Annotated in this window: 25 protein-coding genes and 1 tRNA gene; 11 read left to right on the top strand and 15 right to left on the bottom strand. The window is 69.9% G+C overall.

The window, feature by feature from the left end; all coding sequences use genetic code 11:
- Positions 1–169: 169 nt before the first annotated feature.
- Positions 170–2077, bottom strand: coding sequence for a hypothetical protein (locus H6726_16510; GenBank protein ID MCB9659248.1), 1908 nt, complete (start codon positions 2075–2077; stop codon positions 170–172).
- 169 nt (positions 2078–2246) lie between these two features.
- On the opposite strand from H6726_16510, the gene H6726_16505 reads away from it, so the two are divergent.
- Complete coding sequence (locus H6726_16505; protein ID MCB9659247.1) at positions 2247–2861, top strand: hypothetical protein; 615 nt, start codon at positions 2247–2249, stop codon at positions 2859–2861.
- A 100-nt stretch (positions 2862–2961) separates the two neighbouring features.
- Here the strand turns inward: H6726_16505 and H6726_16500 are convergent, their stop codons facing one another.
- The 3 genes from H6726_16500 to H6726_16490 are packed head-to-tail and all read right to left on the bottom strand — an operon-like array spanning position 2962 to position 4463.
- A complete protein-coding gene (locus H6726_16500) occupies positions 2962–3378 on the bottom strand; it encodes a hypothetical protein (GenBank protein MCB9659246.1) in 417 nt (138 codons plus the stop codon).
- A complete protein-coding gene (locus tag H6726_16495; protein ID MCB9659245.1) occupies positions 3375–4121 on the bottom strand; it encodes a hypothetical protein in 747 nt (248 codons plus the stop codon). The genes H6726_16500 and H6726_16495 overlap by 4 nt, the downstream gene beginning before the upstream one ends.
- A gap of 33 nt (positions 4122–4154) precedes the next feature.
- Complete coding sequence (locus H6726_16490) at positions 4155–4463, bottom strand: hypothetical protein (GenBank protein ID MCB9659244.1); 309 nt, start codon at positions 4461–4463, stop codon at positions 4155–4157.
- 72 nt (positions 4464–4535) lie between these two features.
- On the opposite strand from H6726_16490, the gene H6726_16485 reads away from it, so the two are divergent.
- Together H6726_16485 and H6726_16480 are read left to right on the top strand one after the other, a co-directional pair.
- On the top strand, positions 4536–5102 hold the full coding sequence (locus tag H6726_16485; GenBank protein MCB9659243.1) for a macro domain-containing protein: 567 nt from the start codon (positions 4536–4538) through the stop codon (positions 5100–5102).
- A 40-nt stretch (positions 5103–5142) separates the two neighbouring features.
- Complete coding sequence (locus tag H6726_16480) at positions 5143–5517, top strand: hypothetical protein (GenBank protein ID MCB9659242.1); 375 nt, start codon at positions 5143–5145, stop codon at positions 5515–5517.
- Positions 5518–6074: 557 nt separating this feature from the next.
- Here the strand turns inward: H6726_16480 and H6726_16475 are convergent.
- Together H6726_16475 and H6726_16470 are read right to left on the bottom strand one after the other, a co-directional pair.
- On the bottom strand, positions 6075–6950 hold the full coding sequence (locus H6726_16475) for a hypothetical protein (GenBank protein ID MCB9659241.1): 876 nt from the start codon (positions 6948–6950) through the stop codon (positions 6075–6077).
- Positions 6947–7672 (bottom strand): hypothetical protein, encoded by a 726-nt coding sequence (locus tag H6726_16470; protein MCB9659240.1) that lies wholly within the window; start codon positions 7670–7672, stop codon positions 6947–6949. The genes H6726_16475 and H6726_16470 overlap by 4 nt, the downstream gene beginning before the upstream one ends.
- Positions 7673–7879: 207 nt before the next feature.
- Here H6726_16470 and H6726_16465 point away from each other — a divergent pair, with 207 nt between their 5' ends.
- Positions 7880–8332, top strand: coding sequence for a hypothetical protein (locus tag H6726_16465; GenBank protein MCB9659239.1), 453 nt, complete (start codon positions 7880–7882; stop codon positions 8330–8332).
- A gap of 79 nt (positions 8333–8411) precedes the next feature.
- Here H6726_16465 and H6726_16460 read toward each other — a convergent pair whose 3' ends face one another.
- Positions 8412–8648 carry a hypothetical protein gene (locus tag H6726_16460; protein ID MCB9659238.1) on the bottom strand — a complete coding sequence of 79 codons (237 nt, stop codon included), beginning with the start codon at positions 8646–8648 and terminating at the stop codon, positions 8412–8414.
- A gap of 113 nt (positions 8649–8761) precedes the next feature.
- Between H6726_16460 and H6726_16455 the strand changes: the two genes are divergently transcribed.
- The 5 genes from H6726_16455 to H6726_16435 all read left to right on the top strand — a co-directional run bounded on the left by H6726_16455 (position 8762) and on the right by H6726_16435 (position 13152).
- The gene (locus H6726_16455; GenBank protein MCB9659237.1) at positions 8762–9205 is read left to right on the top strand and encodes a hypothetical protein; all 444 of its coding nucleotides are present in this window, start codon (positions 8762–8764) and stop codon (positions 9203–9205) included.
- A 332-nt stretch (positions 9206–9537) separates the two neighbouring features.
- Positions 9538–10668 (top strand): sulfatase-like hydrolase/transferase, encoded by a 1131-nt coding sequence (locus H6726_16450; GenBank protein MCB9659236.1) that lies wholly within the window; start codon positions 9538–9540, stop codon positions 10666–10668.
- Between the two features lie 28 nt (positions 10669–10696).
- Positions 10697–11617: a hypothetical protein gene (locus tag H6726_16445; protein MCB9659235.1), complete on the top strand. Its 921-nt coding sequence runs from the start codon at positions 10697–10699 to the stop codon at positions 11615–11617.
- A 158-nt stretch (positions 11618–11775) separates the two neighbouring features.
- The gene (locus H6726_16440) at positions 11776–12321 is read left to right on the top strand and encodes a hypothetical protein (GenBank protein MCB9659234.1); all 546 of its coding nucleotides are present in this window, start codon (positions 11776–11778) and stop codon (positions 12319–12321) included.
- Between the two features lie 231 nt (positions 12322–12552).
- Positions 12553–13152 carry a hypothetical protein gene (locus H6726_16435; GenBank protein MCB9659233.1) on the top strand — a complete coding sequence of 200 codons (600 nt, stop codon included), beginning with the start codon at positions 12553–12555 and terminating at the stop codon, positions 13150–13152.
- 386 nt (positions 13153–13538) lie between these two features.
- On the opposite strand, the gene H6726_16430 is transcribed toward H6726_16435, so the two are convergent.
- Positions 13539–14701, bottom strand: a protein-coding gene (locus tag H6726_16430) for an IS3 family transposase (GenBank protein ID MCB9659232.1) whose coding sequence is annotated in 2 segments (ribosomal slippage) — positions 13539–14446 and positions 14446–14701 — 1164 coding nt in all. Because the reading frame shifts where the segments join, the coding sequence is not laid out codon by codon here.
- Positions 14702–15110: 409 nt separating this feature from the next.
- Between H6726_16430 and H6726_16425 the strand changes: the two genes are divergently transcribed.
- Entirely contained in the window at positions 15111–15434 is a 324-nt protein-coding gene (locus tag H6726_16425) for a hypothetical protein (GenBank protein ID MCB9659231.1), read from the top strand.
- A gap of 8 nt (positions 15435–15442) precedes the next feature.
- Here H6726_16425 and H6726_16420 read toward each other — a convergent pair whose 3' ends face one another.
- The 7 genes from H6726_16420 to H6726_16390 all read right to left on the bottom strand — a co-directional run bounded on the left by H6726_16420 (position 15443) and on the right by H6726_16390 (position 20836).
- Positions 15443–15961 (bottom strand): hypothetical protein, encoded by a 519-nt coding sequence (locus H6726_16420; protein MCB9659230.1) that lies wholly within the window; start codon positions 15959–15961, stop codon positions 15443–15445.
- Between the two features lie 134 nt (positions 15962–16095).
- Positions 16096–16338: a hypothetical protein gene (locus tag H6726_16415; GenBank protein ID MCB9659229.1), complete on the bottom strand. Its 243-nt coding sequence runs from the start codon at positions 16336–16338 to the stop codon at positions 16096–16098.
- Between the two features lie 91 nt (positions 16339–16429).
- Positions 16430–16897 carry a DUF695 domain-containing protein gene (locus H6726_16410; GenBank protein ID MCB9659228.1) on the bottom strand — a complete coding sequence of 156 codons (468 nt, stop codon included), beginning with the start codon at positions 16895–16897 and terminating at the stop codon, positions 16430–16432.
- Positions 16898–16963: 66 nt separating this feature from the next.
- Positions 16964–18070 (bottom strand): sigma-70 family RNA polymerase sigma factor, encoded by a 1107-nt coding sequence (locus H6726_16405; GenBank protein ID MCB9659227.1) that lies wholly within the window; start codon positions 18068–18070, stop codon positions 16964–16966.
- Positions 18071–18073: 3 nt separating this feature from the next.
- Positions 18074–19540, bottom strand: coding sequence for a hypothetical protein (locus H6726_16400; protein MCB9659226.1), 1467 nt, complete (start codon positions 19538–19540; stop codon positions 18074–18076).
- A gap of 75 nt (positions 19541–19615) precedes the next feature.
- Positions 19616–20503 carry a hypothetical protein gene (locus H6726_16395; GenBank protein ID MCB9659225.1) on the bottom strand — a complete coding sequence of 296 codons (888 nt, stop codon included), beginning with the start codon at positions 20501–20503 and terminating at the stop codon, positions 19616–19618.
- A gap of 260 nt (positions 20504–20763) precedes the next feature.
- Positions 20764–20836: transfer RNA gene (locus H6726_16390), tRNA-Gly, on the bottom strand.
- Positions 20837–20980: 144 nt separating this feature from the next.
- Between H6726_16390 and H6726_16385 the strand changes: the two genes are divergently transcribed.
- Positions 20981–24673 (top strand): response regulator, encoded by a 3693-nt coding sequence (locus tag H6726_16385; protein MCB9659224.1) that lies wholly within the window; start codon positions 20981–20983, stop codon positions 24671–24673.
- The last annotated feature ends 4 nt before the right edge of the window (positions 24674–24677 follow it).

Here is a 24677-nt window from a genome sequence, read left to right as displayed (position 1 = left end):
GCGAGGGCGAGGGCGAGTGCGCACAGCGAGAGGTGCGTGTGGCGCCGGCGTTGCGCAGGTGGTGCCGTGATGGACGGCGCTGGAGGACAAGGGCCACGGGGGGGACGGCAGCATGCGACTTCTCCCTACACTGCGCCTGGGGGGCACGTCCACCCCGACCCGCTCGGCATCACGGCGCGCTCAGCATCCAGGTGACCACGGCGCCGACCACGAGACTGGGGAGCAGGAAGAGCCCGAGCGCTACCAGAGCGGGCGCTACCCGGTCCAGGGCGCACCGGAGCACGCTACCCGGTGAGCCGACCCACGCTGTGCCGCTACGCCGGTAGGGGGATGCCCCGCCCGTGAGCTCGGGGCGGTGCGCTGGGCCGCGTGGCACCCACCCTGGGAAACAGGGTGTAGCCGTGGCTGAGGCTTGGTCGAGCGGCCCACCCACCGTGCAGAGGGCGTAGCGCCGGGCGGTGATGACGACGACGCCGAGCAGCCACCCGAGCCAAGCTCCGAACCCCAGCGACACAGCGCCGAGCACGAGGCCCAGCCGATGTTGGACCAGCGCCGCCGTGTCGGCGCCGAAGTGATGACGCGGGAGCGCGGCGCTCGCGGGCGGGTGCGGACCGGGAACCACGTAGGTGAGACCCGCGCTGCGGTCGACGTCGACGAGGCGGGTGTTCGGCGCACCCGAGAGCACGGCGTCCATCCTCCCAACGGGCGTCGCGTCTCGGCGCATGAAGGACCACTGTGGATCCGGGGGATCCGCGAGCCGGTGCGCGCTGACCGCGGTGGTGACCAGCTGTCGTCGCAACGGGCGCGCGATGGCGAAGCGCGAGGGGAGGGCCTCGCCGAGGGCGTTGGACGCGTCCATCGGCACTACCCACTCGAGTTGGCATTCGCGGTCGCACACGCTGCGCGCGAGGGCCGCGAAGTCCGCCGCGGTGGCGCTCTCGGGCATGAGGACACCGCCATAGTGGAGGGCGACGGGCTGCACGGGAGGTCCCCCATCGTCCGCGTCGCGCAACGACCCGTTGGGTTCCACCCAGAGGACGCGGCCGCGAGGGCCGTCTGCCAGTCGTGCGGGCGTGGTGCGGAGACGAGCCATGACCGCACTCCGCTCTCGGAGTGCCCACGCCGCGCCATGTTCTTGGCGCGAATACGCGAACGCGTTGCGACCGAGGAGGCTGGCCGCGACGACGCACCCCGTCAGCGCGAACGTCACGCCGGTGGAGCACGCGGGAGGCCGCTGGCCGCGGTGCGACCCGAGGCGCAGACCCCGTGTGACCTGGCCGAGAAGCGCGAACGTCCTTTGTGCGAACGCCAGCACCATCAGGCCCGCGAGCAGCGTGCCCGCGAGGGCCAGTACGTGCGCCGCTGACCAGTCTGCTGCCGACGCGAGCAAGGCGGTCCTGAAGACGTCGTTCAGACGTTGGTTCGATGGCCCTGCGACGAGTCGGACGATGCCATGCTCGAGCAGTGTGTCCGCCACGAACAGCACGGCGACGAGGGTGCACATGCGCTGCAGCCACCGGTCCGCGTGAGGCGTGCGTTGGGTTCCGTTCGACGCGGGGCCCATCATCAACGCGAACGCAGCTAGCCCAGGGAGGATGTTCAGCGCTTCGGTGAGGAGCGAGCCTGGCCACATGCACAGCATCCCCGGCTCGGATCCAGGCAGCCAGACAGCCACCGGGGGAGGCGCGGCGAGCAGGCCGACCACGCCCGCCGCGAGCGCAGTGACGCGCGGTACGCGCCGGTGGACCAGCGCCCTCAACCCCACCGCGACGACCGACCACGACACGAGCGCCGTCGTGTGGGTGGTCCAGTGCACGACCCGGCAGGACGCGATGCCCGCCGCAGCCATGGCCAGACCTAGCGCAACGCGCCTGCGTCGCGACGCCGACCACGGCACGGTGGGGGCCATGACGACGCACAGGCCGAGCACCGCGGTCAGCGCCAGGTCCGCCCGTCGCCAGATCATGGCGTGGTCGTCCGCCGCGCTCTGGAGTGCACGGAGCTCGGGCCGCAACGAGAAGCCCGCCACGACATAGCGCGAGAGCTGCGCGAGGATCGCCAGCATGGCGATGGGCACGAGCTCCCTCTCGGCTACCCGGCGCATCCGCTTCAGCGCCCTTCGCCTGGTTCGTTGCACGACACAGCGACACCCTTTTTTCTCAGAAAGTTCCCGCGGACTCCAGCGCCCAAGTCGGACCGCGGGGCGGCGTTTGGAATGGTCGCCGGCACCGCATGTTGTCGCCCACATGGTGTGGCGACGTGTGCGCGCGTGCTTCCAAGGGGTCGGCCAGGTCTTGCAGGTGCTGGACCTGCTCGTCTTTCTGCTGGTGGTGATCCTCGCCGTCGTCGGTCTGGGACTCTGGCTGCTACGGGCGCTGCTGCCGTGGGTACCGTGGATGGCCATCACGGCGGGTGCGGTCATGAGCGTCTCCCTCGCACGCGCTCCCGCTGGGGTGGTGCGGCGCGCCGGCATGCTGGTCATCCAGCGGAGCGTTGGAGACCGTTTGGGCGCAGGGTGTGCCTTCGGCATGTGCGGCATTGGCGCGTTCGCGGTTGCCGTGGGCGGGTCTTCCGTCGCGGGCGCAGGCTCGGTCGTCGCGGGCAGCGTGGCCGCGGCTGGTTTGCTGGCGTCCGCGCTCGCGTTCGGTGTCGCTGCTGCGCGTATCGAAGCCACCCAGGCAGGTGTTCGCACACTCTTTGGTCAGACCCCTTGGCACGAGGTGCAGTGGCGCCACATGGGCGAGGCAGCGCCTCAGCTCGTGGCCCGCGGCTGTTCCGTTCGCGTGGCCTACGGCGACCTCGATGCGCTCCACGCAGTGGGCGTTTCAGCGGGAGAGGGTGGTCCCGTGCGGAGCTTCTGAAGGCACGGAGCCGCTGGGGCTGTCGCGCCATGGGCCTGCGAGAACCCGGGCGCTGCTACGGCCGTCGCTCGGCATTTGGGGCGTGTGGTGGCGCCGAGTGCTACGGCGCGTCGCTGTAGTAGCGCTGGGCGTCTGCGCGCAGCTCGTCGACATCAAAGCCGTCGAAGTCCCCATGCGCTTCGCACACCTCGATGTAGTCGAGCGCGTCGCGCGCGAGCGCTCCCGTGAGCGCGGCGAGGTGCTGCTTCGTCGTGGCGAGTCCAGCACCGCACATCAGCTGGACGTCGATGGAGCATCCCGCGTCGAACGAGGATTGCTTGGCTCGCCACACCGCGAGCGCATCGGTCACATCGCCACCGAGGCACAGGTGGACGCAGAGCAGGCGTGCCGCGGCGCTGTCCCCCGTGCCGTCCCGCAGGCGCTGCGTCTCCTCTTCGAGTACACGGCGAATCTCGGGTGAGTGTCGCGGGTCCGCGGGTGGCACACCGAACCGAGCGATGAGCTCGTCCTCGGTCATCGGGCCAGCCTCTCGGTGAGCGACGCCGCGAGTTGGGGGTCCTTGGCAAGCGCCGCGCCGAAGCCTTCGCGCACGGCGCGCTCGACCAGGCCGCGTGCCGCCGGCGTGGTGAGCTGGTCCTTGGTGGGCGCTCCGTACGAAGGGTCGACGAGGGTCACGCTGATCACGGCGACGAGCCCCCTTGCAACGCGGTCGTACGCCGCGGTGGTCCGCCCGCGTGAACGCGCGCCAGCCGCGCTCGCGACCGCATCGACGAGCCCGCGCCGGAAGCCATCGAGGTGCGTTCCGGCGTGTGTCTTCAGCAGGTTGCAGTAGCTGGCCTCGCGCGGGGGCGCGCCGAACGCGGGGTTCGAGAACCAGAGGCCGACGCGCGCGCTCATCGGTCCGTCGTCGGCGCTGCACAGGATGACGTCCTCCGGGCGCGGGCGACCATCGCCCAGCTCACACACGAGGTCTCGCAGGTCTTCGAACGGGCCGTAGCGGCGCCGCTCGAACGCGAAGGACGTGGTGAGGCCCGGGCACAAGCTCGCCAGCTCGCGCAGCATCGGGTCTATCCGCGCCGGGTCCCAGGCGGGGCGCGGAAAGATGTCGGGGTCGGGGAGCAGCTCCACAGTGGCCCCCGTGGTCGTCGCGGGCCCCGTGCGCACCAGGTCGCCGGTCGCGACGCCGCACGCGAACGTCCGTCGGAAGCAGCCGTCTGCGTTCCTGACCTGGACGAGCAGCGCGGCCGACAGCGCGCACACGGGCGCGAGGCCGAGGCCGACGTCCGCGAGATGTCAATGGGGTGCGTGGCCATCGGCGGTCGGCGTCGTGTGCCGCGTCGTGAACACACGCTCGAGGAACGTCCTCCCGTCGGCGTCGCGTGCTGTCGAGATCCCTCGGCCGTCGTCTTCCACGCGCAGGCGTCCGTCGGCGAGGACCGAGACATCGATACGCGTCAGGCGCCCCACGTAGAACTGGTCCAGGGCGTTCGCGAGGAGCTCGCGCAGCAGGTGGTGCAGGCCACTGCCGTCGTACGGGTCTCCCACGTACATGCCTGGGCGCTTACGGACGGACGTGATGAACTCGAGGTCGGAGTCGGACACGGCAGAAGGTATCGCGAGGGCGCGCGGGTGTCAGCGGTGACGAGGTCAGCGCGGCCCGTTACCATGCGGGCCATGGACTGCCGCGTGTTCGTGGGGAGCCTCGTCGACGCCAGCCTGCGCGCTGACGCCATCGTGAACGCCTCGAACCCGGAGGTGGCGTTGGGCACTGGGGTAAGCGGCGCGATTCGCGAGGCGTGCGGCGGCGCCCCGTACCAACGGCTGGTGCGGAGCGCGTGGGAGGAAGAGTTCGACGAGCCCCTCGGGCCGGACGACTGCCTCGTCACGACGGCGGGTACAGCGAGCGCGTTCCGGTGGGTGCTGCACGTGGCTGCTGTGGACTATCGCAAGCCCGACCCCGAGACGGGTGGACCGTCGGGCCCGACCCGCATCGAGCGATGCACGCGCGCCGCGCTAGACGCCGCCGAGGAGCTCGCCATGTCGGAGTCCGCCGAGTCGTTCGTGCTCGGCCTTCCGCTGCTCGGGGCGGGACACGGCGGGGCCGGCGAGACCGCATCAGCGGGCGCGATGGTGCGCGCCCTACGCGGGTGGGCCGGCCCGACGCGCCAGGTGTCGACCGTCGTGTTCGCGGTCCTGGAGGAGCCCACGGCGCGTATCGTTCGCGCTGCTCTCGGGCTATGATGCCAGCCGACACTAGGTCACGTTGCCGCACACCCCACGCATGAGCCGTTCACCGCACGACCCTCACCTCACTGTGCCCCTCGGCGGCCGCGAGCCTTCGTTCAAGGTGATGTTCGTTCCCGCGTGGGTCTTGTTGGGTGTCTTCTCGACGTCTGGCTGGATGACGCTGTGCGGTCCCCCCGTGTGGTGGACGTTGCTCCCCGCGACGGTGATCAACTTGGTAGGAGTCGTGGTTGGGCTGTCCAGGTGGCTCGCCATCGGCCCGCGCGCGGTGCTGGTGGTCGCCTGTGGGACCTGCTTCGTGTTCGCCGCGCTGCCCATGGCAGCTGCGGTCAGTGACCAGGTCTTCCGCGACGATGCGGTGCGCGTGGGGTGTTCCGAGGTTCACAGCGTGCAGTCGGCCACTGCCAGGTGAGGCGTGGATCGGACCAGGCGATATCGAATGGCATGGGAATCGCGCTCACCGAGGGTGGTTGAACTCGCTCGAGTCATCGCGCTCCGGCGCCAGAGGCGTGCTCCCCTCGCTGACGAGGCCCACGGTGCGTGCCACATGCATGCGCTCGTCGCCGGAGGAGGGTCATGACAGGGATTGGAGCGGCGGACGCAGAAGCGCTGTCTACCTGGGAGGAGCTGTTGACGTCCTGCGACGAGCCCGAGGTGCTCGAGCTCGCGCGCCAGATGTTCCACCTCCCGCGCGTGCGTCGCCTCTTCCCGTTCGTTTCGCTTCGCCGGTTGGTGCTGAGCGTCAATCCGCCCTTCGCGAGCCTGTCGAGCCCGAGAAGCGCGCTACGTTCGGGCCGGACGATGGGGAGGTGTTGCGGACCGCCAGCTGGGCGATGCACATCCCGGTCTCGGGGGTCGGCCGCTTCACCGAGAGCCCGGTGGGTTGTTCCCGTTCGAACGCACCGAGAACGGAGACGTCCTCTACCGGTTGACCGCCGGGCCCCGACGCGCGGACCGTGATCGCACCCATCAGCCGAACGCGGCTTCGTACTCCTGTCGGTCGAACACGAACGGTCCAAGGTCGTACACCCACGGTCGGTGGAACGACTCGAAGTCGGACCACACGACGACGTCGGGCAGCACGGAGATGCGCACCAGCAGGAACTCACACTCGGAGACTCCACAGGAGCACGTGAGGAGCGTCGTCTTGCTCAGGCGTCTGTCGCTCGGCTCCATGACGAACGACCGCGCCTCGACCGACGGAACCTCTCCGAACAGCTCCCTCGAGGTGCGGAACGTCTGGGGCGGGGGGAGATAGTCCGCCGGGACGAGGTGACACGCCGGGTCTCCTCCGCCGCGGTTGGCGTTCTCGCGCTCGACGTGCGGCCGCTCGGCGTCGCGGACCCAGTCCATGAGGTCCTTCCCGCTGACCTCGATGCGCACGCCCGCGTAGCGTCCGCCACCCGGCCACGTCAGGGTCTGCGTGTCCCCGAACCGCAGCGTGTCGCGTGACGTGCGCGCGGCGACGAGCTCGTGGATGACCGCCGTCGTGAGCTCGGGAGGCCCGACTTCGGCGGTTCGGCTCGGAACACGCGCGGACGCTGGACGAAAGGCGAATTGCGGACCTTCGTGCGTCGGTGTCCAGCCAGCGCTGAGCGCCTCCCGCACCACGGCCGCCACCTCTCTGGGCGTGACCGCGTACGTACGCTCCAGTCCACCGCTTCCCGGGTGCAGTCGCCGGAGCACGGCGACCAACGTGGCGCCGCGGACATCGTCGCGCTCCACCGCCACACCGAGCGGGCTGCGACCTGTGCGCTGTGCCGCGGTCGGGCGGGTGCGCACGCGCCAGCGATACGTGACGCCATCGACGATGACGGTTCGGCTTCCTCGGCGCGGGAGGGTCATGGTTCGCCGACAGTAGCAGCGTGGGGCGCCGCTCTACCGCACAGGCTGAGCAGGTGCGCGATGCGTTTCCGCACCACGGGGCTGGGGTGTTGCGCGAAGCGGCGGAGTGCCTCCACGGGGAGCCGGCCGCGGCCGCGTTCGATGGCCCCCTGCGCGACACCGAGGGCGCGCACAGCCTCCACGTTCGTCTCCGCCGTTGCGAGGTGTCGCATGCCGCACAGGTAGGAGGCGCGGACCCGGCGGATGAGGTTGGGGGTGCCCGGGCGGAGGCACATGCTGCACACGCAGGCGTAGTGCGTGGTGCCCTCGGGGGTCTCGACCCAACCAACGTCTTGGCGGAGCGCCCGTATGGCGCGGATGGACGACGCGGCGATGCGCTCCGGGATCACGATCTGGGCGCCCGCGGGCGAGTCACGTACAGCGGCGACCGAAGCGCCCAGCGGGAGCGCGCGGTGTTCTTGCCCGAACCGCCCGACGTAGACCTCCGTCTCGGCCGGGAGTCGAAAGTAGACGCCGATGAAGCGTCGCCCGTCGTGCCGGCGTAGCTCCCGGAGCCACTGGTGCGTGACGCTGAAGTCGCTCAGCACCGGCATGGCGAACACGGCTTCGGTGAACGAAACACGTTGGCCACCGACCATCAGTGACCACGCGCCACCACGCAGCCCGCTGCGCGTGATGCGGCGGTGCAGATGCTCGGGCGCGAGGTGGACCAGGGTGGGCATGCGCGGGCGACCCTGGGGAGGCGAGGTCACAACGTCAACCGCGAGGCACCGCCTTCGGGCGCATCACCAGGGCGCGCAGCCGACACCCCGCGCTTCGGCTTCGTACGTCTCGCCGCCAGACGACGCCAGCCGCGCGTCGGCTTTCCCGCACACGGGACCCGGGGCTCCTGGTACTGTCGGCAGCTGACCGGTGAGAGGCGGTGAGCGATGAGGGCGGTGCTGGGAGTTGTGGTCGCGTTCGCTTGCGCAGCGAAGGCGCTGGTGTCTGCGCAGGACATCGTCCCGACGTTGGAGGTCAACACCATCATCTCTGACGATGCCTTCCGGGGGGCAGGTGCGCGGGAGCGCTCGCGTCGTGTGGTGATCACCGACTGCCGCCGCATCTCGCGCACTTCGCAGAGCTGTCGCGCCGGGGCGTACCTCACTGCGGATCACGCGAGCTTCTGGGAGCGGCGTGTGCGGTTCGAGTTCGTCGACAGGGCAAGCGCCGATGGGGGGCCGCTGTGGTGGGGGCAGGTGGCGTCAGGTGACGTGCTCGAACGCCTCTACGTGACCACCCTGCACCTCACCATCACGCGCATCACCCGCTTCCCGGACAGTGCGTTCACGGTCACCGTGCCGCGTAGGTCCCCCGACACTGATCCGGGATTGCACTACTGAAGCGAGGGTCGACGAACGCTTCCGTCTCAGGCGCATCGTCCGACAATCACCGCTCATCTACGAAAAGGCGCACACGCCGCTAGCGCATGAGGTCGCGCAAGGACTCCCAGAACGAGTCGCCCAACACTGCCGAGACGAAGCCCACCGCGATCAACCCCACGGCCGCGAACCCGCAGACCTCCGCGCCGCTCAGATCGGGGTAGTCGGTCGCCACATAGAGCCCAGCCACCACGCCGAGGAGTCCACCGCAGCCGAAGCGGACACCGCGACCCGTCGATGAGTGGTCGTCATTTACCTCGAAGCCGTTGTTGCCCATGCTTGCTCCGCCTTACGTGTAGCATCGCGGGCGGTCCGACGGCACTCGCATCATCGTTGGCGCCCGTGTCACGAGCTCGACGCGATGAACGCACGTCGGTATCGTCCGCGCCCATGAGGTGGCTGCTCTTCTCGACCGTTCTCATCACCTTCGCCATCGACGTGATGGCGTTCGAACCGAGCCATGCGAAGGCGCGCCGCGGCTGGGCCCTCATCGGGAGCAGCGAGAACATCGCGGAGGTTGCGGACGTAGTCACTCCCGAGGCGATCGCGGAGGTCGGGTTCGCGGAACCCGTCATCGGCTACAAGTACAGCGACTTCTCGGTGTTCTTCGTGCCGCTGTTCACAGGTGGCGGGTCGTACGTGGTGTGCGACCGCGACGGGGACTCGTACATCCCCCTGGACGATGCCCAGGTGCTCGCCCTCTCGGGACAGACCCCCGACGACATTGGCACGCCGTTCTTCTACAAGGTCCCTTTCGGCTGGCTGATCCTTGGTCCGTTTCTCGCCCTTCAGGCGTTGGCGTTCGTGCAGCGGTGGCGAGCGGTGGGCGCCTAGCGGCTGTCGCGACGCGATTGGTATGTCGCTGGGGGCCTTGGCGCTTGGCGCGACGGGCGTTCTTCGCGCGAGCTCGTTCCCTGGGAATCACCCGCGCGGGACCATACGTTGGGCGCCGCATGACCTGGCCGAGCCATCGAACCAGCGGAGTCGCCGCGTGGGTCGCGCTCCTTGCCGCGTGCTCGGGGTCGTCAGGCAGCCCAGAGTCACCCGCAGGTCAGGCGTCCACGCGCCATGGCGCCGAAGCAACGCCGACTGCACCTCAGACTGAGACGTCGGAGACCTCCGATGCTGCGCCCGATGTCCCCACGGGCCGCGCCCGCAACGCCCTCTTGATTCTGGTCGACGCGCTCCGTGCAGACCACCTGACCGCGGAGCGCATGCCGAACCTCACGCGCCGCGCACAGGGCGGCGTGCGCGGTGAACTGCGGTCCCCCGAGACCCACTGCCTGCGAGCCGTGGGCAGCCTGCTGATGGGCGTGCCGACGGAGCGCTTGCGCCGCGTCAGGTCCCGCGCATTGGGCGAGGAGCCCGTGATCCCCCGGCTCGCGTGGACGCTCCCGGAGATCCTCCAGTGCGAGGGTCTTCGCACGGCGGGCTTCTCCGCGAACGGCTACACCAGCGAGCCCTTCGGCGTCACGCAGGGCTTCGAGCAGTTCCACAACGCGCTTCGCGCGTACGCAGGCACCACCGCCCCCGCCGTCCTGAGCGTTGCGGAGTCCTGGATCGCGGCGCAGCAAGAGGAACGTTGGTTCGTCTATGTGCACCTGATGGAACCCCACGTCCCGTATGACCCGCCTGCCGAGTTCGCCCCCGCGCGTCCCGAGGGGGCGGTGGCACCCGATGCGACGGCAGGGTGGGTCCAAGCTGTTCAGCGCGGCCAACGGTCGGCCACTCCAGCGGACGCAGCCTGGATCGCCTCGCTGTATGCGGCCGAGGTGCGCACCGTCGACCGCGCGCTCGATCAGTTCATGGACAGGCTGGAGCGGCGAGGAGCGCTCCGCGACACGTTGGTGGTCATCGTCGCCGATCATGGGGAGCTCCTCGGTACGGCGGAGGAGGGCGGGCGGTTTGGTCATTCCGAGGTGGCCCCGTCCGTATCGCAGGTGCCTTTCGTCGCTCTCGGTCCCGGGCGTCCGCATGTCGTCCCGACGGACGCAACCCTGGCCAACGTCGCGCCCACCATCCTCGAAGCGCTGGGCATCGCGCTGCCGGATCGCATCGAGGCCGCGAGCTTCGGACCCGACGCGCTCCGCCCACCCGTCGCGGCCACGCCTCCTGACTACACGACGGACTCGACCAGGCTGAGTCGCGAGGTTTGTGAACGGCTGATGCGTCTCGGCTACGTCGTTGCGCCGCTGGACTGCCGGGTCTACCCAACCGAGCAGGAGCTACTGCGGGCTCGAGGCCAGGGGCCGGACGCCCCGTGCGATCTACACGCGAACCGTCACGCCCAGGAATGAATCGTCGTCTCGCGCAGGTTTGGCATCCATGCTGCGCGTACGGGTCGTACTCATCCTCGCTGGGTGCACGGTGACCGGAGTCGTCGTCGGCGTCTCGCGGGCGCAGCCACGCGCTGCGGTGGTTGCGCTGGTGTGGACGCGGCAGGCGGGCGAGCGTGACTGGGTGGAGCCCGGGCCAGCGTGGACGTACGCCGTCGACGCCAACGGTCGCGTGCAGGCGCGCACCCGGGGTGTGACGTTGAGCGTCGGCGGGCAGCGCGTCACACCCGTTCCTCGCCCGCGCAACGCCTGGTTCGTGAACTGCGGGCGAGGAGAAGGAGACGGACGTGGCGTCGCGACCAAGCGTGGACGTGTCTCGGAGCTCGACCTCCGGGGACCGCAACGCCAGGTCCCGTTGTGGGAGACGCTTCCGTCCGAGGTCCCGATCGGTGAGCGAACCGTCACCGATGAGCTCGTCGCGAGCATCGGTCCGCTCCTGTTCGTGCGACGCAGGGACTGGGAGTACAGCTGTGGTGCGGCCCACGGCGAGTGGCGCACTTCGCTGCGCGCCATCGACCTCCGCTCGCTCCGTACGGTCGACTTCTTGCCGGCGACCCGACTGACACGCACGCGTCTCGCGGCGGCGCAACGCGATGCCATGGAACATCCCGTTTCCAGCGACGAAGACTGCAGCGACAGCTTCTCGGTCGTGGCGGCGTTTCCCGTGCTCGACGCGCACGGCCAGAGACTGCGCTATCAGGTCACGTGCGACGTGCCGTACTCCGGCTCGGACGGTGACTGGAGCGCCTACAGCACCTCGCGCTACGTCGACGTGAACGCGTTGGGGCCCGTACTCTCTCCGTTCGCAGGCGTTCCTGCTCCCGTGCGTCGCTTCATTTCCGCACACCCAGAGCTGCCCGTGGGCGGGTTCACCACCGTCGCATCGGAAGATGTCGACGGCTCCCACTGAGCACAGCTGCGTGTCTTGGCTCGATGGAACCCGGACCCTTCTCGCCCCCAGGTGTTCTGACGCTGCCATCGACCCGTGGGCGCCTCGCGTGCGTCGGCGGGGACCATGATTCCTCGCGGCCGTCGACCATCCCGTGCCGAGTACCCTAGGCTCGATCCATGGCGTTCATCTTCGTTGGATACCTCCCCAAAGTCATCGTTTCCCCGTCCGCCGAGATGGCGTTGCCAGCACGGGTCGCGGGCGTGTGGTCCGTCAGCAACTGCATCTCGGCCGCGCCTCCTGCGTGGTTCGAGCGATGGGAGCACAACCGGTTCGGAGCGTTCGACACCGTCGAGGGCGCCTGGAGCCTGGTCCCGGAGGACACGGCGAGCGCCTACGCCATGTTGGCGCTGCGCATCTGGCACGAAGACCGCGCGTCCGACGGGTGGCAACCCGTGGACTTCGCAGGGATCGCCGCCGCGCCGCCGCCGACGGCCAGCACCGAGTTGCTCGGATTCGACGCCGTGAACCACAGCGGAAGCGATGCCTTCGAGTGCTCCCCGCTGTCCTGCAACGGGGGCGCCCGGGAGTGCACGACGAACGCCCAGTGCCTCTTCGCGACGCTCGGGGACGCGCTCGCCGGCGCGGAGTACTTCGCCGGTGGCGGTTGGGAACCAGGCCCGTACTACGTGGTGGAGGTCTCCCGCATCCAACCCAAGAGCTAGCCTCGGTGCCTTGCCTTCGTCGGTTCGGTGGACACGCCGCCAGTGTGCGGTGGACACACCGCCGTTGTGGTGCAAGCTCTTCGCGTGCGCTGGCGGGACATACTGCGAGACCTCGGTCGCCATGGCGAAAGGGTCGACTTCGCGCGGGCACGGCCAGCCTACGATGCGTTCCTAGCGGCCCCCGAATCCGAACGAGACTTCGACGGGTTCGCCGCGGTAGCTCCGCCGTTGATGCAAGGCCGCGACCCGTCGCTGACCCACTTGCCGGAGCTTCGCGCGATCGTCGCCGAGCTGGGAGACGCACGCGGTCGGTGCCTAGAACGGCTGTTGGTCGTCGACGACACGGCCGCCGATCGCCTCCTTGGGACGGTCGTCGAACGACGCAACCAACTCCTCGCGCAGCCTGAGGACGTGCTCGATCAACCGTTGTTCGAGCGCATCGAGAGCCACCTGATGGACGTGCGCCGCGCCACGCCCGAAGAGGGCCGCGTGTCCATCCAGGCGGCGTTCGATCTCGCTGGTTCACATGACGCGTTTACCGACGCAAGGCGCGCCGCGCGCAACGCCGAAGCGCTGCGTTCGGCCAATGCGACCTACGACGCGGCCGCGCGCGTCCTCGTGGATGCGTGTTTGGCACCAACGCTGCACTTGGCGCTGGACCGACATCAGCGTGGGTCGACGGGGCTCCACCGCCTGTTCAACGGCGGCGTTGTCGGCCTGCGCAGCGCGGCTGACGCCTACTCGCCCGCTCGAGGGTATGGGTTCTTTACGTATGCGCAGTGGTGGGTGAGGCGCGCGCTGATCGTCGCCGAGCAACGGATGGACGCGTAGTGCCCACTTCGGTGTGACGATGCTCCCCGCTACCGACGACGCCGGCCCTCTCAGGCTAGACCCTCCCAAGGGCATGGCGGTTCGTGCGCTCGACAGCAATCGGGGCTTCGTGCTCGAACAAAGGGCGCATCTCGCGACGGTGCTTCTGGAGTGGGTGGTGTTGGGCGGGGTCCTCGCCTACGCGTCGTGATGGCAACTCGTCGGGAACGCGGAGGGGGGGCACGTGGCGGTTTCGTCAGTCGCTCCTGTGGGTCTTGGTCGCCTCCCTGGCGACGATCCCGGTGTACATCCACCGCACGTTCGTGCCCATGCGCATCTACGTCACGCTGACCCACATCGAGGTTGGTGGCTGGTTTGAACTTCCCCCCGTCGAGCGGACAGGTTGACTATGCCGCCATCGCGGCGAGTTGGCACTTGAGTTCGAACTGGATGGGGCACTCGTAGTCGATGAACGAGTGCCTCCGCTTGGGGTTGTAGTAGCCGTCGATGTAGTCGCGGACGATGGCGATGGCGGCGTCGTGGTCTCGGGGCACGTGGTCGCCCAAGGCCTCCACCTTGAACGTCGCGAAGAAGCTCTCGGCGACCGCGTTGTCCCAGCAGTCGCCCTTCCGGCTCATGCTGGCGATGATGCCCGCCCGTTCAAGTTCACGGCGGTAGTCGCCGCTGGCGTAGGGACTGCCACGGTCGGAGTGATGCAGCAGCCCGGCAGGAGGGCGGCGCGCGACGAGGGCGGCTCGCAGGGCGTCGATGGCGAGGAAGCGGTCGTTGCTCGCGCTCGTCGCCCACCCCACGACGCGCCGCGAGAACAGATCGAGGATGGCCGCCAGGAAGATCCAACCGGCGTGGGTCCACACGGCCGTCACGTCGGTCACCCAAGCCTCGTTGGGGCCGGTCGCCGTGAAATCGCGCTCGAGGAGATTCGGCGCGATGGGGTCGTCGTGCTTCGAGTCGGTCGTGGCTCGGAACCTTCGCTTTCGCCGCGCCACGAGGCCGTGGTCGCGCATGACCTGGGCGACCTTCTTCTCACTCACGATGTCGCCGCGCTCACGGAGCTCACGGTGAACACGAGGGCTGCCGTATCGACCCTTGTGCTCGTCGAACACGGCACGCGTCTTCGCCACGAGCACGGCGTCGCGCTGCTCTCGTTCGGTCTCGGGCTCGGCCAGGTAGCCGTAGAAGCCACTGCGCGAGACTCCCAGTACGCGACACAGCGCGGCGGTGGGGAAGGCCACCTTCTTCTCGGCGATGAACGCATACCTCACGCGCTCTCCTTGGCGAAGAAGGTGGCCGCCGCTTTTAGGATTTCGCGTTCCTGGCGCAGCTGACGGTTCTCACGGCGGAGGCGGGCCAGCTCCTGCCGCTCGTCCGTGGTCAGCACGTCTTGACGAGCCCCGGCGTCCGCATCGCTACGTCGCACCCACTCACGGAGCGCCGTCTCGGTGAGCTCGAGCTCCCGCGCGACCGTCGGGATGGACTTCCCGCTCTTCACCAGCCGCACCGCATCGGACTTGAATTCAGGCGTGAACGAACGACGAGCACGCCGCGCCAGGGAGGGTTGTTTCTTCTGCTTCATCGGACACTCCTGCGCATTCTCGCGCTATCTCAGGTGTCCGCCAGGTGGGGGGAGGTTCAGTTCGGGAAGCGGCGCATATGCATCGACGATGTGCGCCATCCCTACGTCGCTACGCGCGTGATCAAGCGACTTTGGATGTCTCCCTACAGCATATGGGTTTGGTGGTTCGGTCCAGCGGTTCCGCACGTGGACGTGCAGCTCCGTGACGACGAGGTGGAGAGGGGCGTCTTCGTCGGGTCGGAGACGGATGCGGAGTTCGTCTGCAGCTTCCTCAGCGAGTCGATGGGTTGGGCGTCGAGGCAGCGACGCGGGAAGGGTTCCGCCGCGACGGGTTGCACGTGAGCGACTGGCCTGCGGCATCGCCATACGCCACGCTGAGCGGGTCATGACGGACCCGTTCGCGCCAGACCCCGAGCATCAGTGGCTCCAGCCCACCCCGATCCACGAGCTCTTCGCGGTGTCGGTCGCGCTCATCGTCTTCACGCTATCGGTGTTGGCGTTTGGCCCCGTGTTCATCGCCATCGCAGCTACGCTCCCGGGCGTACACACCGGCACTGCGGCCTCGGGGTTCCACACCTGCGGCTTGCTCGGCTATGCATTGGCCGCGACCGTCGTCTCGCTCGTCGCGGCGGTCGGTGGTGCCTCCTGGGCGCAGCTGCGGGTCGTTTCCCTGGGGTGCCCGGACACGTGTCGTCCGCAGGTGTTCTGAGCCTTCTTTCAGAACGTCGGCCGGATGCACGCCGGGGTCGCAGAGTGCGGAGCCACTGCGGTCAACCAGCACAGGCCATCCACGATGTCCTGCGTGATCAGAAGCGGATTCCCGGAGGCCGAAAGGGTCGCCGTCTCTCGACACAGGTAGTCGGCCGCCCCGACGTTGGAGACCTCGCACTGCACCCACGGAAGCTCGCTCATCTCGGCAGCCTCCGCCTGGGAAGCGAGGACGCCAACGCGCCAGCAATACACACCTTCGCCCACGACGAGGTCCACGATGGGGACCGGGTCGAGGTTGGCGCCGATGTAGTGCACCTCCGCCGCGTGGATGCCGCAGTCGAGGTCCCCCGCATCGGGTCGAGGCCCGATGTCCATCGGCTCCACCGCCGTGTCGAGGGCCCCGGTGTCTGCGCTCCCGGTGTCTGTGCTCCCGCCGTCCGCCAGGCCGACGTCCTCCACGCCCCCATCCGCCAGACGATGGTGCTCGGCACACGAGGGGAGCGCGAGCAGGAGCGCAGTGACCATCCACGTTCTCGGAAGCGTAGGTGCCTTCATCTCGGGGTCTCTCGGTGAAGGCTTCGTTCTCCCATCGCGCGGGACGCCGCGTCAACGAGCTGCAGCGACGCGTCGCAGCGGTGGCGTGGCGTTGGGGCGACGCGCTACTGGGCGGGCCGCTCGAAGCACGCGGTCCCACCGCCCGTGACGACGGTGATGTGGAACCCTTGTGCGCCGTTGCGTAGGACGGCTTCGCTGAGGGTTCGGTTGTTGACGCGCTCACAGAACGCCTGCAGCGGCACGACGTTGGCGGGCGTTGAGAACGACTGAGCGGTGATGGCGGGCATGGCAACGCCGGCGGCGCAACCTACGAGCGCACAGACCACGGGCACTACGAACTTCTTCACGGGGACCTCGTTGAAAGGGCCCCGAGGATAGCGAACCGCCTACGGCCTTCGCTTTCGGAGCACGTTGGCTGGACGCCGCCGTCTTCGGTGGTCACGGCGAAGGAACGAATTCACGATACGAGGCCCACTTCGGGTCCTTGACCGCCATGCACTGCACGTCGTGGCTCGACACCTCGTCGCGCAGACGCGTGTGCACCGTGGCGATGTCCATGCCGGGCGCGACGTAGAACACGAACTCCTTCATCACGCCCGTGGTGAGGCTCATCGCGTGCACCGCGACGCCTGCCGCGAGCACGCGCTCCACGATGAGGTCCTCGACCCGCCCGAGCTCGGCGTTCTCATCCGCGTCCGGCAGGCCCCCGGGAGCGGGGCGGTTGAGCGGCACTGCCAAGCCGAGCTTGATGGGCAGGTCTGGGTGTCCTGCGAGCTCGCGCGCCGCGTCGTTGCTGGGGACGATGAGAGGTCCACCGCCAACGTCGCCCTCCGCGACGGTCCAGCGTTGGGCGTCTCGCGGTGGGATGCTGAGTGGGGGATGCTTCTTGGAGAATGGCCAGCGCATGAGGTCGCGGAGGCTAGCACTCCGGCCTGCGCACCCCACTCTAGTCCTCCGGGCCCAACGACTGGCTCACGGTGGATGCGGGCTCCGCGCGTCGAGCGCACGCTGGATGGCGTCGCGTTCCCTTCGGAGCTGCCCGTCGGGGAACTGCGCGTCGTAGGCCTGGAGCGCGCGCTGCGCGGCGTCGGGAGCCGTCTCAGTGAGCGCCCTCGCTCGCGCGAGCGCCCGCGTCTCCGCGATGAGCGCGTCCGTGTCGTCTTCTGGGAGTGCCGGCTGCGAGGCCTCTGTGCTGGGCTCGACGCCGCCGAGCCCCCGCGAGCGATGGGAGCGGGGTCTCGGCGGGACGATGGTGGGCGCTTCTCGCGAGCTCACGGGAGGGGCGTCTTCGGGCGTGTCTTGGGCCGGCACGCTTGGACGCGTGGGAACGCCCGTGTTCACTTCCGCGTGGTGTGCCGGTGGCGACGCGACGGCGCTGGGCGACGCATTTGTCTGGACCGCCACGACCACTCCAACGACGATGCATGTCACGGAGATCGCCGCAGCGGCCGCGGTCGGGGGCGAGGCGAGCGCTCCGAGCAACGCGGCGAGGACTGCAGCGCAGCGAGCGCGGAAGGCCTGACGGCGGATTGTTTGACGAAGTCGGTGGGTACCCAGTCTGAGACGAGAGTGCGCGGTGGCGACAGGACACCCGACCGTCTCGGCTACGCGCTCCATCGGCCAACCCTCCAGGCGGTGCAGGATGACGACGTCGCGCTGGGCGGAGGGGAGCGCGTCGAGGGCCCGGTGCACGAGCGAGCGGGCCTCTCGTTCGTGGACCACGCGCTCTTGCTCCGCCGGGATGCTCACCTCGGGTGGAACGTCCATGGCCAGCTCGCCCCGTCGTCGTTGCCTGCGCGCGTTATGCGCGACGTTGCGCGCGACGGTGTAGAGCCAAGGGCGTGGGGAGGTGCTCGTGTCCAGCGCTCCGGACCTGCGCATCGCGATGACGAACACGTCTTGGACCGCGTCGTCCGCATCCGCACCGTAGACCCCGAAGCGCACCAGGCACCGACGCACGAAGGGCGCATGCGCGCGCACGAACGTGTCGTCGATGGGCGAGTGGTCTTCGGTGCGCTCGGGCTGGACGGGGGAGGCGTCGCGGGCTTCGAGGTGACCAGCGCTGGACTCGAGCAACACGCGCTACCCTCCGAAGCCGTAGAGGATGTGCACGAGGCTCCTGTCGGTCGCGTCGGCCCTCGCGCCGAGCGCCAGGTCGAGCTTGCCGTCCCCGTCGAAGTCCGCCACGGCGCCCCCCAGCGTCGTGAACACGGGGGCTCCCGCATCACCTGCGCGCTCGATGGTCTCGCGGCGGATCAGTACCCCGTCCTCGCGTTCGACTCCGGTCACGAGCCCCGTCACGCCCGGTACGCGCAGCGAGAGGGTGTCTTGCGCGACGAGGAACACGGCATCTTCGCCCGACGGGCCACCTCCGCGCACGGCGGTCGCCCATAGAGGGCGCTCATCTTCCGTGGTGCGGTCGACCGCGAGCGGCAGGACCCTGCGCGGTGCGACCCTCGGTCCACCGGGGAGGAAGAGGCTCGTCCCGTCGACAGCGGTGAACAGGAGATCATCTCGGTCGTCGCTGCCGAAGTCACCGACGACCGTGGACACCGCGCCATCCAGGACGAAGGAGCTGACGGCGGCGGGCGCCAAGGAGATGCCGGGGAAGTCGAACATCGGTGCGTCGACGTCTCCCAGCGTGCGGTTCGCGTCGAGGGGTCCAAAGAACACCCCGAGACCCACGGCGGTCCAGGACCCGTAGAGCGTCGGGTTTCCGCCCTCGGTCCGGACGTAGAGGACGGCGAGGTCGTCGATGCCGTCACCGTCGTAGTCGAGCACGCCGCGAACGTCCATGAACGTGTTCTCGGGTGCGACCAGCTCGACCCGCGCGGCCCCCGTCGCCAGGTCACGGACCGTGAGGTTCGATACCCCGATGGGGATCGTGCGGTAGGGTTCGGTCACGAACTCGGCGCCCGCGGTCCCGTCGAGGTCGCGGACGGGGAGGGGGGCGCGCACGGCATAGTCCATGCCCGCCCGATATGCGGGCGTGCGCGCGCCGACGCTCTCGATGGGGTGGACGCCCGCAGGGAGCCCAGCGCCGTCCACGACATACACCGAACCGACAGGCGGGGCCGCGAGGACCGCTGGCGTGATCTCGGAGCTGCTCGGGAAGGCGTCGGAGGACTCCACCAGCGCGTGGACGACGATCTCGGCCGCGCCGTCCCCGTCGAGGTCCTGCGTCCGTGCGTGCGCGACGAACTCGTGCTCGCGGAGCGTCAGCGTGGTGTCAGCGTCTTCTGGGGCTAGGGTTCCGTCGAAGCCATTGTCGCTGCCGAGGAACACGAAGAGCTCCATGACGGGGCCGGTTGGGATGCCGCTGGTATCGCGCGGCTGGGACGCGTTCGTCCACACGACCAGGTCCACGAAGCCGTCCCCGTTGACGTCGCCCGCGGTCGCGCTGGCGTCCGCATGAAACGTCCCCAGGGTGGACTGCCGACTGTCAATGGGGATGCGGCCAGAGCGGCCGACGAGTGAGTCGTCCGCGCAGCCAGCGGCGAGACCGAGCGAGAGTAGCGTGAAGAGGGCAGCACGTTGTGAGTAGGGCATGACGGTTCCTTTTCCTTCCTTCGAGGTGGGCTGTTCCGTCTCCCTGGTCACCATCACTTTTTCTTCGTCTTCCCCTCACGGGCCTCTATCGATGCGAATCAGCGCCGCGAACTCCAGGCGCGCACCGACGCGGGGGACGCGGTAGATGACCTCGGGGCCGTCCAGCTGGCTCACCGCGAACGACGTCCGCGTCAGCGCGGCGTCCACGACCACCGAGGCCGAGAGCGCGAACCACGAGGCAGGCTCGAACACGGTTGTGAGCCCGACCCCCGTCCTCGTGTGGGGGGTGCGGATGGTCGCGTTCTCGACCAGCAAGCCACGCGTGCGACCGCGCAGCTGCCCCGCCGTGAGGCTCCCACAGACGCCGAGAGCGAACCGTCGTCGTTCTAGCGCGAGGCCACACAGCGTCGCCTCTGCAGTGAGCGCGCGTAGCTGAAGCTGGCCCTCGGCCGCTGCGGTCCGGACCGCGCTCCCGACCACGAGGCGAACGACCGTAAAGACATGTGGTCTCCGCATCGAGAGCGCGAGGCCGCCGTCGATGTACGCGCGGGGCAACGCGAGAAAGCGCGTCCCGGAGACGAGCCCCGCGCTCCACCGCACCGACCGGTGCTCGGCTGCGGTCGCGCGTCGTTCGGCGACGGCGGCGTCCAGCATCAGGGCCGACACCAGCACCAGTGTGTCGTCCAGCTCGCGGCAGCCCGCAGCGCGGCTCACCAGGTCGCGCCGCGTGAGCTGGGTGCCGACCTCATCGAACACGACCAGGGTCAGCTCGTAGGTCTCGCGCACGTGCCGGATGTCGATGCGGAGCTCGTGCTCCGGATGCTCCGGGAAACGCAGCGCGGCGTGCACGCGCGCCGAGAGCTCCTCGCGCGATGCACATGACGACACGTCGTCGCCCGTCGAGAGAAGCACGCGGTGCGCGAGCGCAGGCGCCGGGACGCCCACCCACGTGGCCAGTATCAACAGCGGGATCCAGCATGCTCGACTCCATCTCACGCTGTTTATCAGCAAGCGCACCCTGACGAGGCTTCCGGACCTCCAGACGTTGCCGACGTGGCGTGGCCGTTGGGTGGTCTCCGCCGTCCTCATCGCGCGGCAGCCTAGCAAACCAACGCGCGGGTTCCCACCGCGGCGTCGCTTGAGCGCTCGGTCGAACATGGACGGAAGAGAACGGCCGGGTAGGGGGATCCCTAACCGGCCGAGCCTTGAAACGCACTGTTTTGAGCGGGCGACGGGATTCGAACCCGCGACATCCAGCTTGGGAAGCTGGCACTCTACCGACTGAGTTACACCCGCGAAGGAGCCGAAAACTAGGCCGCGCTTCGGGGGGTGTCAAGGGGTGGCGCGCGGGGGTCGTGCGTTCTGTTCACGGGGCCGTTCGGCGTGCCGTCATGTGGGGAAACTGGCCACGTCCGGCCGGATGCGTACACTCGGGCGGACGTGCCTCAGCAACCCCATGACACGGCGCTCGGGCTCGCGCGCCAGCGCTTCGTAGACAGCCTCCCGGCCAAGTCGGGGGAGCTGCGCGGGGCGTTGGCCTTGCTGGTGGGCAGCCCCGAGGCCGCCCGCCCACGCGACGACTTCCGCGCCCGCCTGCAGGCGCTCTATGCGTCGGCGCAGGTGTTCCGCATGCACGGCCTCGCGTCGGCGCTGTCCGATGGCGCGGGCATGCTCGAGCGCGCGCGCGACGAAGCGCGCCCGGTGTCTCAAGGCGAGCTGGACGAGCTGACGCACCTCGTCGCCACCCTGCCTTCGTTGGTGGAGGGCGCGAACGCCGGCCTCCGTCCGTCGATCGTGCCTGCGCCCGGCGCAGCACGCCCCTCTGCGGCGCCCATGCCCATGGTACACGTCGGCTCCACGCCCCCGCCCGCAGCGCCGCCCGCCCCGGCGAGCGCTCCGTCCGCGCGTCCCGCCGCACGGCCAGCGCGCGCGCACAAGCCCACGATGATGGGCTTTCAGCCACCCGGGCTGAAGGCTCCAGCGCCGCCCGGATCGGGCTCCAACCGGCCGCCGCCGCCCGGCGCACCGCCCGGGTCGTCGTTGTCCGGGAGGCCCAGCCCCGCGCCGCTGCCATCCATTCCCTCGTCTGCCCCCACGCGCAGCGCCACGCGCCCTGCGTCCCACGCGCCCTCGGCCCTCAGCGCGCCACGCGTGCCTCAGCCCGCAGCCCCTGCGTCCCAGGCCACGCACCTCCCGCCCGCCGCGCCCCGCGCTCCCCAGGTCACCCCGGCGCCAGCCACGCGACCAGCGGCCGCAGCACCCAGCCCGCGCGCAGCGGTCGCGACCCACACGGCCGCGCCTTCTGTCCCCCGGCACGCGCCAGCCGTCCGCACCGAGCCCGCACCGCGCCCGAAGGCCGAGCCAGCGCCAGTGGCCTCGCACGAAGCCCGGCTCGTGCCCATGAAGCCGCCTGCGCCCTTCACCACGGCCTCGCCTGCCACGGTGGGCTCCGCGCGCGCCAGCGTCCCCCCGCCCGAGAGCACCACCAGCGCTGGAGGGTACAGCGCGCCTCAGCGCTCCATCGTCAGCGCGCTCATCTGCACCGACGCCGACAGCGAGACGCTCATCCGCGCGGCGCTCCCGGCCGAGCAGTTCGAGGTGCTGGTCGCCGCCAACGCCGAAGAAGCCACGCAGCTCGCGTGGGCCAGCGCGCCCGACCTCATCCTCGCGGACGCCACCGTCTGCATCGGCACCAACGGCCTCTTGGCCCGGCTGCGGCGCGACGCGCTGACCGACTTCGTCCCCGTGGTGGTGCTGTTCCAGCCTGGCGTGCCCGTGGACACCATCGCCCTGCGCGAGGCCGGCGCGGTGGACTCGCTGCGCAAGCCCCTCCACGTGAAGACCATCCTGCAGACGGTGCATCGCGTGGCCGACCTGGGCGAGGCCGCCACCTGGGCGCCCCTCGGCGACCTGACCGTCAACGACGTGGCCGAGCGCATCGCCGAGGAGATCCGGCGTGGGCTCGTGCTCTCCGCGGACCGAGGTCCGGACGTGGCCGTGCCCCTCGGCGACGGTAGCGAGGTGCTGGCGGCAGCCTGGGCGGCCATTGCTCGCGTGCGCGCGCACTTGTCCGAGCGCTCTTCCGGGCGCGTGCACTTCCGAGACCCGGCCGGTCGACGTGGTCCGGCGCTCGTGTCCTTCAACGACCTCGAGCCCACGGCCGAAGAAGAGGCACGCGAGGCTTCCATCGAGGCCGAGATCTCGCTGCGGGGCCGGCGCGTGATCGTCGCGGACGACGACCCGGCCGTGCGCTGGTTCTTCGCGCAGCTGCTCGAGGACGAGGGCGCCCACGTGGTGCAGGCCGAGGACGGCGCCGTGGCGCTCGCGGCTGCCCGCGCTCAGCCGCCCGACGCCATCGTCAGCGACATCCTGATGCCGAACATGGACGGCCTCGCGCTGTGCCGTGCCCTGTCGCGCGACCCGAGCGTGTCCGAGACCCCGGTCATCTTGCTGAGCTGGCGCGAGGACTTCCTGTCCCGCATGCGCGAGCTGCGCGCCGGGGCCCGCGGGTACCTTCGCAAAGAAGCCGAGTCGACGCAGATCCTGGCCAAGGTGCGCGACGTGCTGCGACCGCGCGCCCAGTTCGAGGCGCGCTTGCGTGCGGGCGGCACCGTGCGCGGGCGGGTCGAGGGCCTCGGCATCCCGTGTCTCCTGGCCACCATCCAGCGCGAACGCGAGCACGCGCTGCTGACCGTGCGCGACGCGTTCAACCTGTTCGAGGTCGAGCTACGCGGACGCGAGATCGTGTCTGTGTCGTGCACCGCCACGGACGGCGGGTTCTCGCGTGGAGACCGCGCCCTGCGGGTGCTGGTGGGTGTCAGCACCGGCCGCTTCGCCATCGAGGAGCTCGACGGAGACGTGCGCCACAGCATGGCGGGTGGCGCGCCGCGGGTGAGCGTGGCCGACGCGTGTGCGCGGCTGGGTGCGCTGATCGATTCCGTCTCGGGCGAAGCGTTGGCCAGCGTGGACTCGCTGGGCCTCGACGAGGACGCGCTCGATTCGTTCGAGGCGACGGCTCCGGGCGAGGTGGGGGCCGTGGCGGCCGCCCTCGGTCGCGGTCAGACGCCACGCGAACTGCTGGTCGGCAGTGTTCATGCCCCCCAGACGGTGGAGGCGGCGTTGCTCGAGCTCGCACGGCGCGGCGTCATCCTGGGCGTGCGCGACCATCACGGGGTCGACTTGGTCGCGACCTCACTGAGCGAGCAGGAGGAGCTGCTCTCGGCCAGCCCGGCGATGGACGAGGCGGGAGGCCTCCCGGCGGATGCGCTCGCCCTGGACGATGCACTCGCGGATCGCCTGGACGACCTGGACCGCGAAGATGCGGATGACGCGGCGCCGCTGCTGCTGATGCCCGCCGCGCGGGTGTCGCATGCCTCCGTGGCGGACGCGCTCCACGCCGCGAACGACGACGGCGCCGAGCCATTGCCCCTCGGCGCGCCCGTCACGCAGGCCGCGCCCATGTCGCCACCCGTGACCGCGGACGACGCCTTCGACCCGTTGCACGACGGCTCCCTGGAGCTGGCGCTGGGCGCGCCGCCCGCCGCCGCCTACGTGCCTGCCGAGCTCGCGGTAGACGCAGACACGGACGAAGAACCCGTTCGCCAAGGGCTCGGACCGCTCACGTGGTTCGCCATGCTGTTCATGCTCATGGCCGTGGGGTACGTGGGCTACATGATGGTCGCGGAGAGCAACGCCTCGGACGCGCCCGTGCCCGACGTCCCCACGAGCGCACCCGAGGCCGGTGAAGACCACGAGGGCCCCAGCGACGACCCCGGCGCGGACGAGGACGCGCCAGACACGGACGCGACCGAGGACCCGAGTGAGGGCGCACCCGAACCTGCTGGCGACGACGAGCCGCGCGAGGACGGGCTGACCTTCGGCACCGTGACGGAGGGCGCGCGCCTCGAAGGGGGGCGGGTGCCCGACGGACATGGCGTCCTGCACATCCTGGCGGGGCGTACCCCCAACGTGGTGGTGTCGCTGGGCGACCAGACGCTGGGGCCGCCACCGCAGCAGGTGTCGCTCCCCGAGGGGCGGCACATCGTGAACTTCCGCATCGGGGAGACCACCGTGCAGCGCTTCTACTTCGTGCCCGGCGGACACACGCGCGTGGTGCCAGTGCCCGAGATCTGAGCCT

The sequence above is a fragment of the Sandaracinaceae bacterium genome (assembly GCA_020633055.1).
GTDB lineage: Bacteria > Myxococcota_A > Polyangia > Polyangiales > Houyiibacteriaceae > JADJJE01.
The sequence above is the reverse complement of the archived record's forward strand: the minus strand, read 5'-3'. Positions and strand labels throughout refer to the sequence as shown.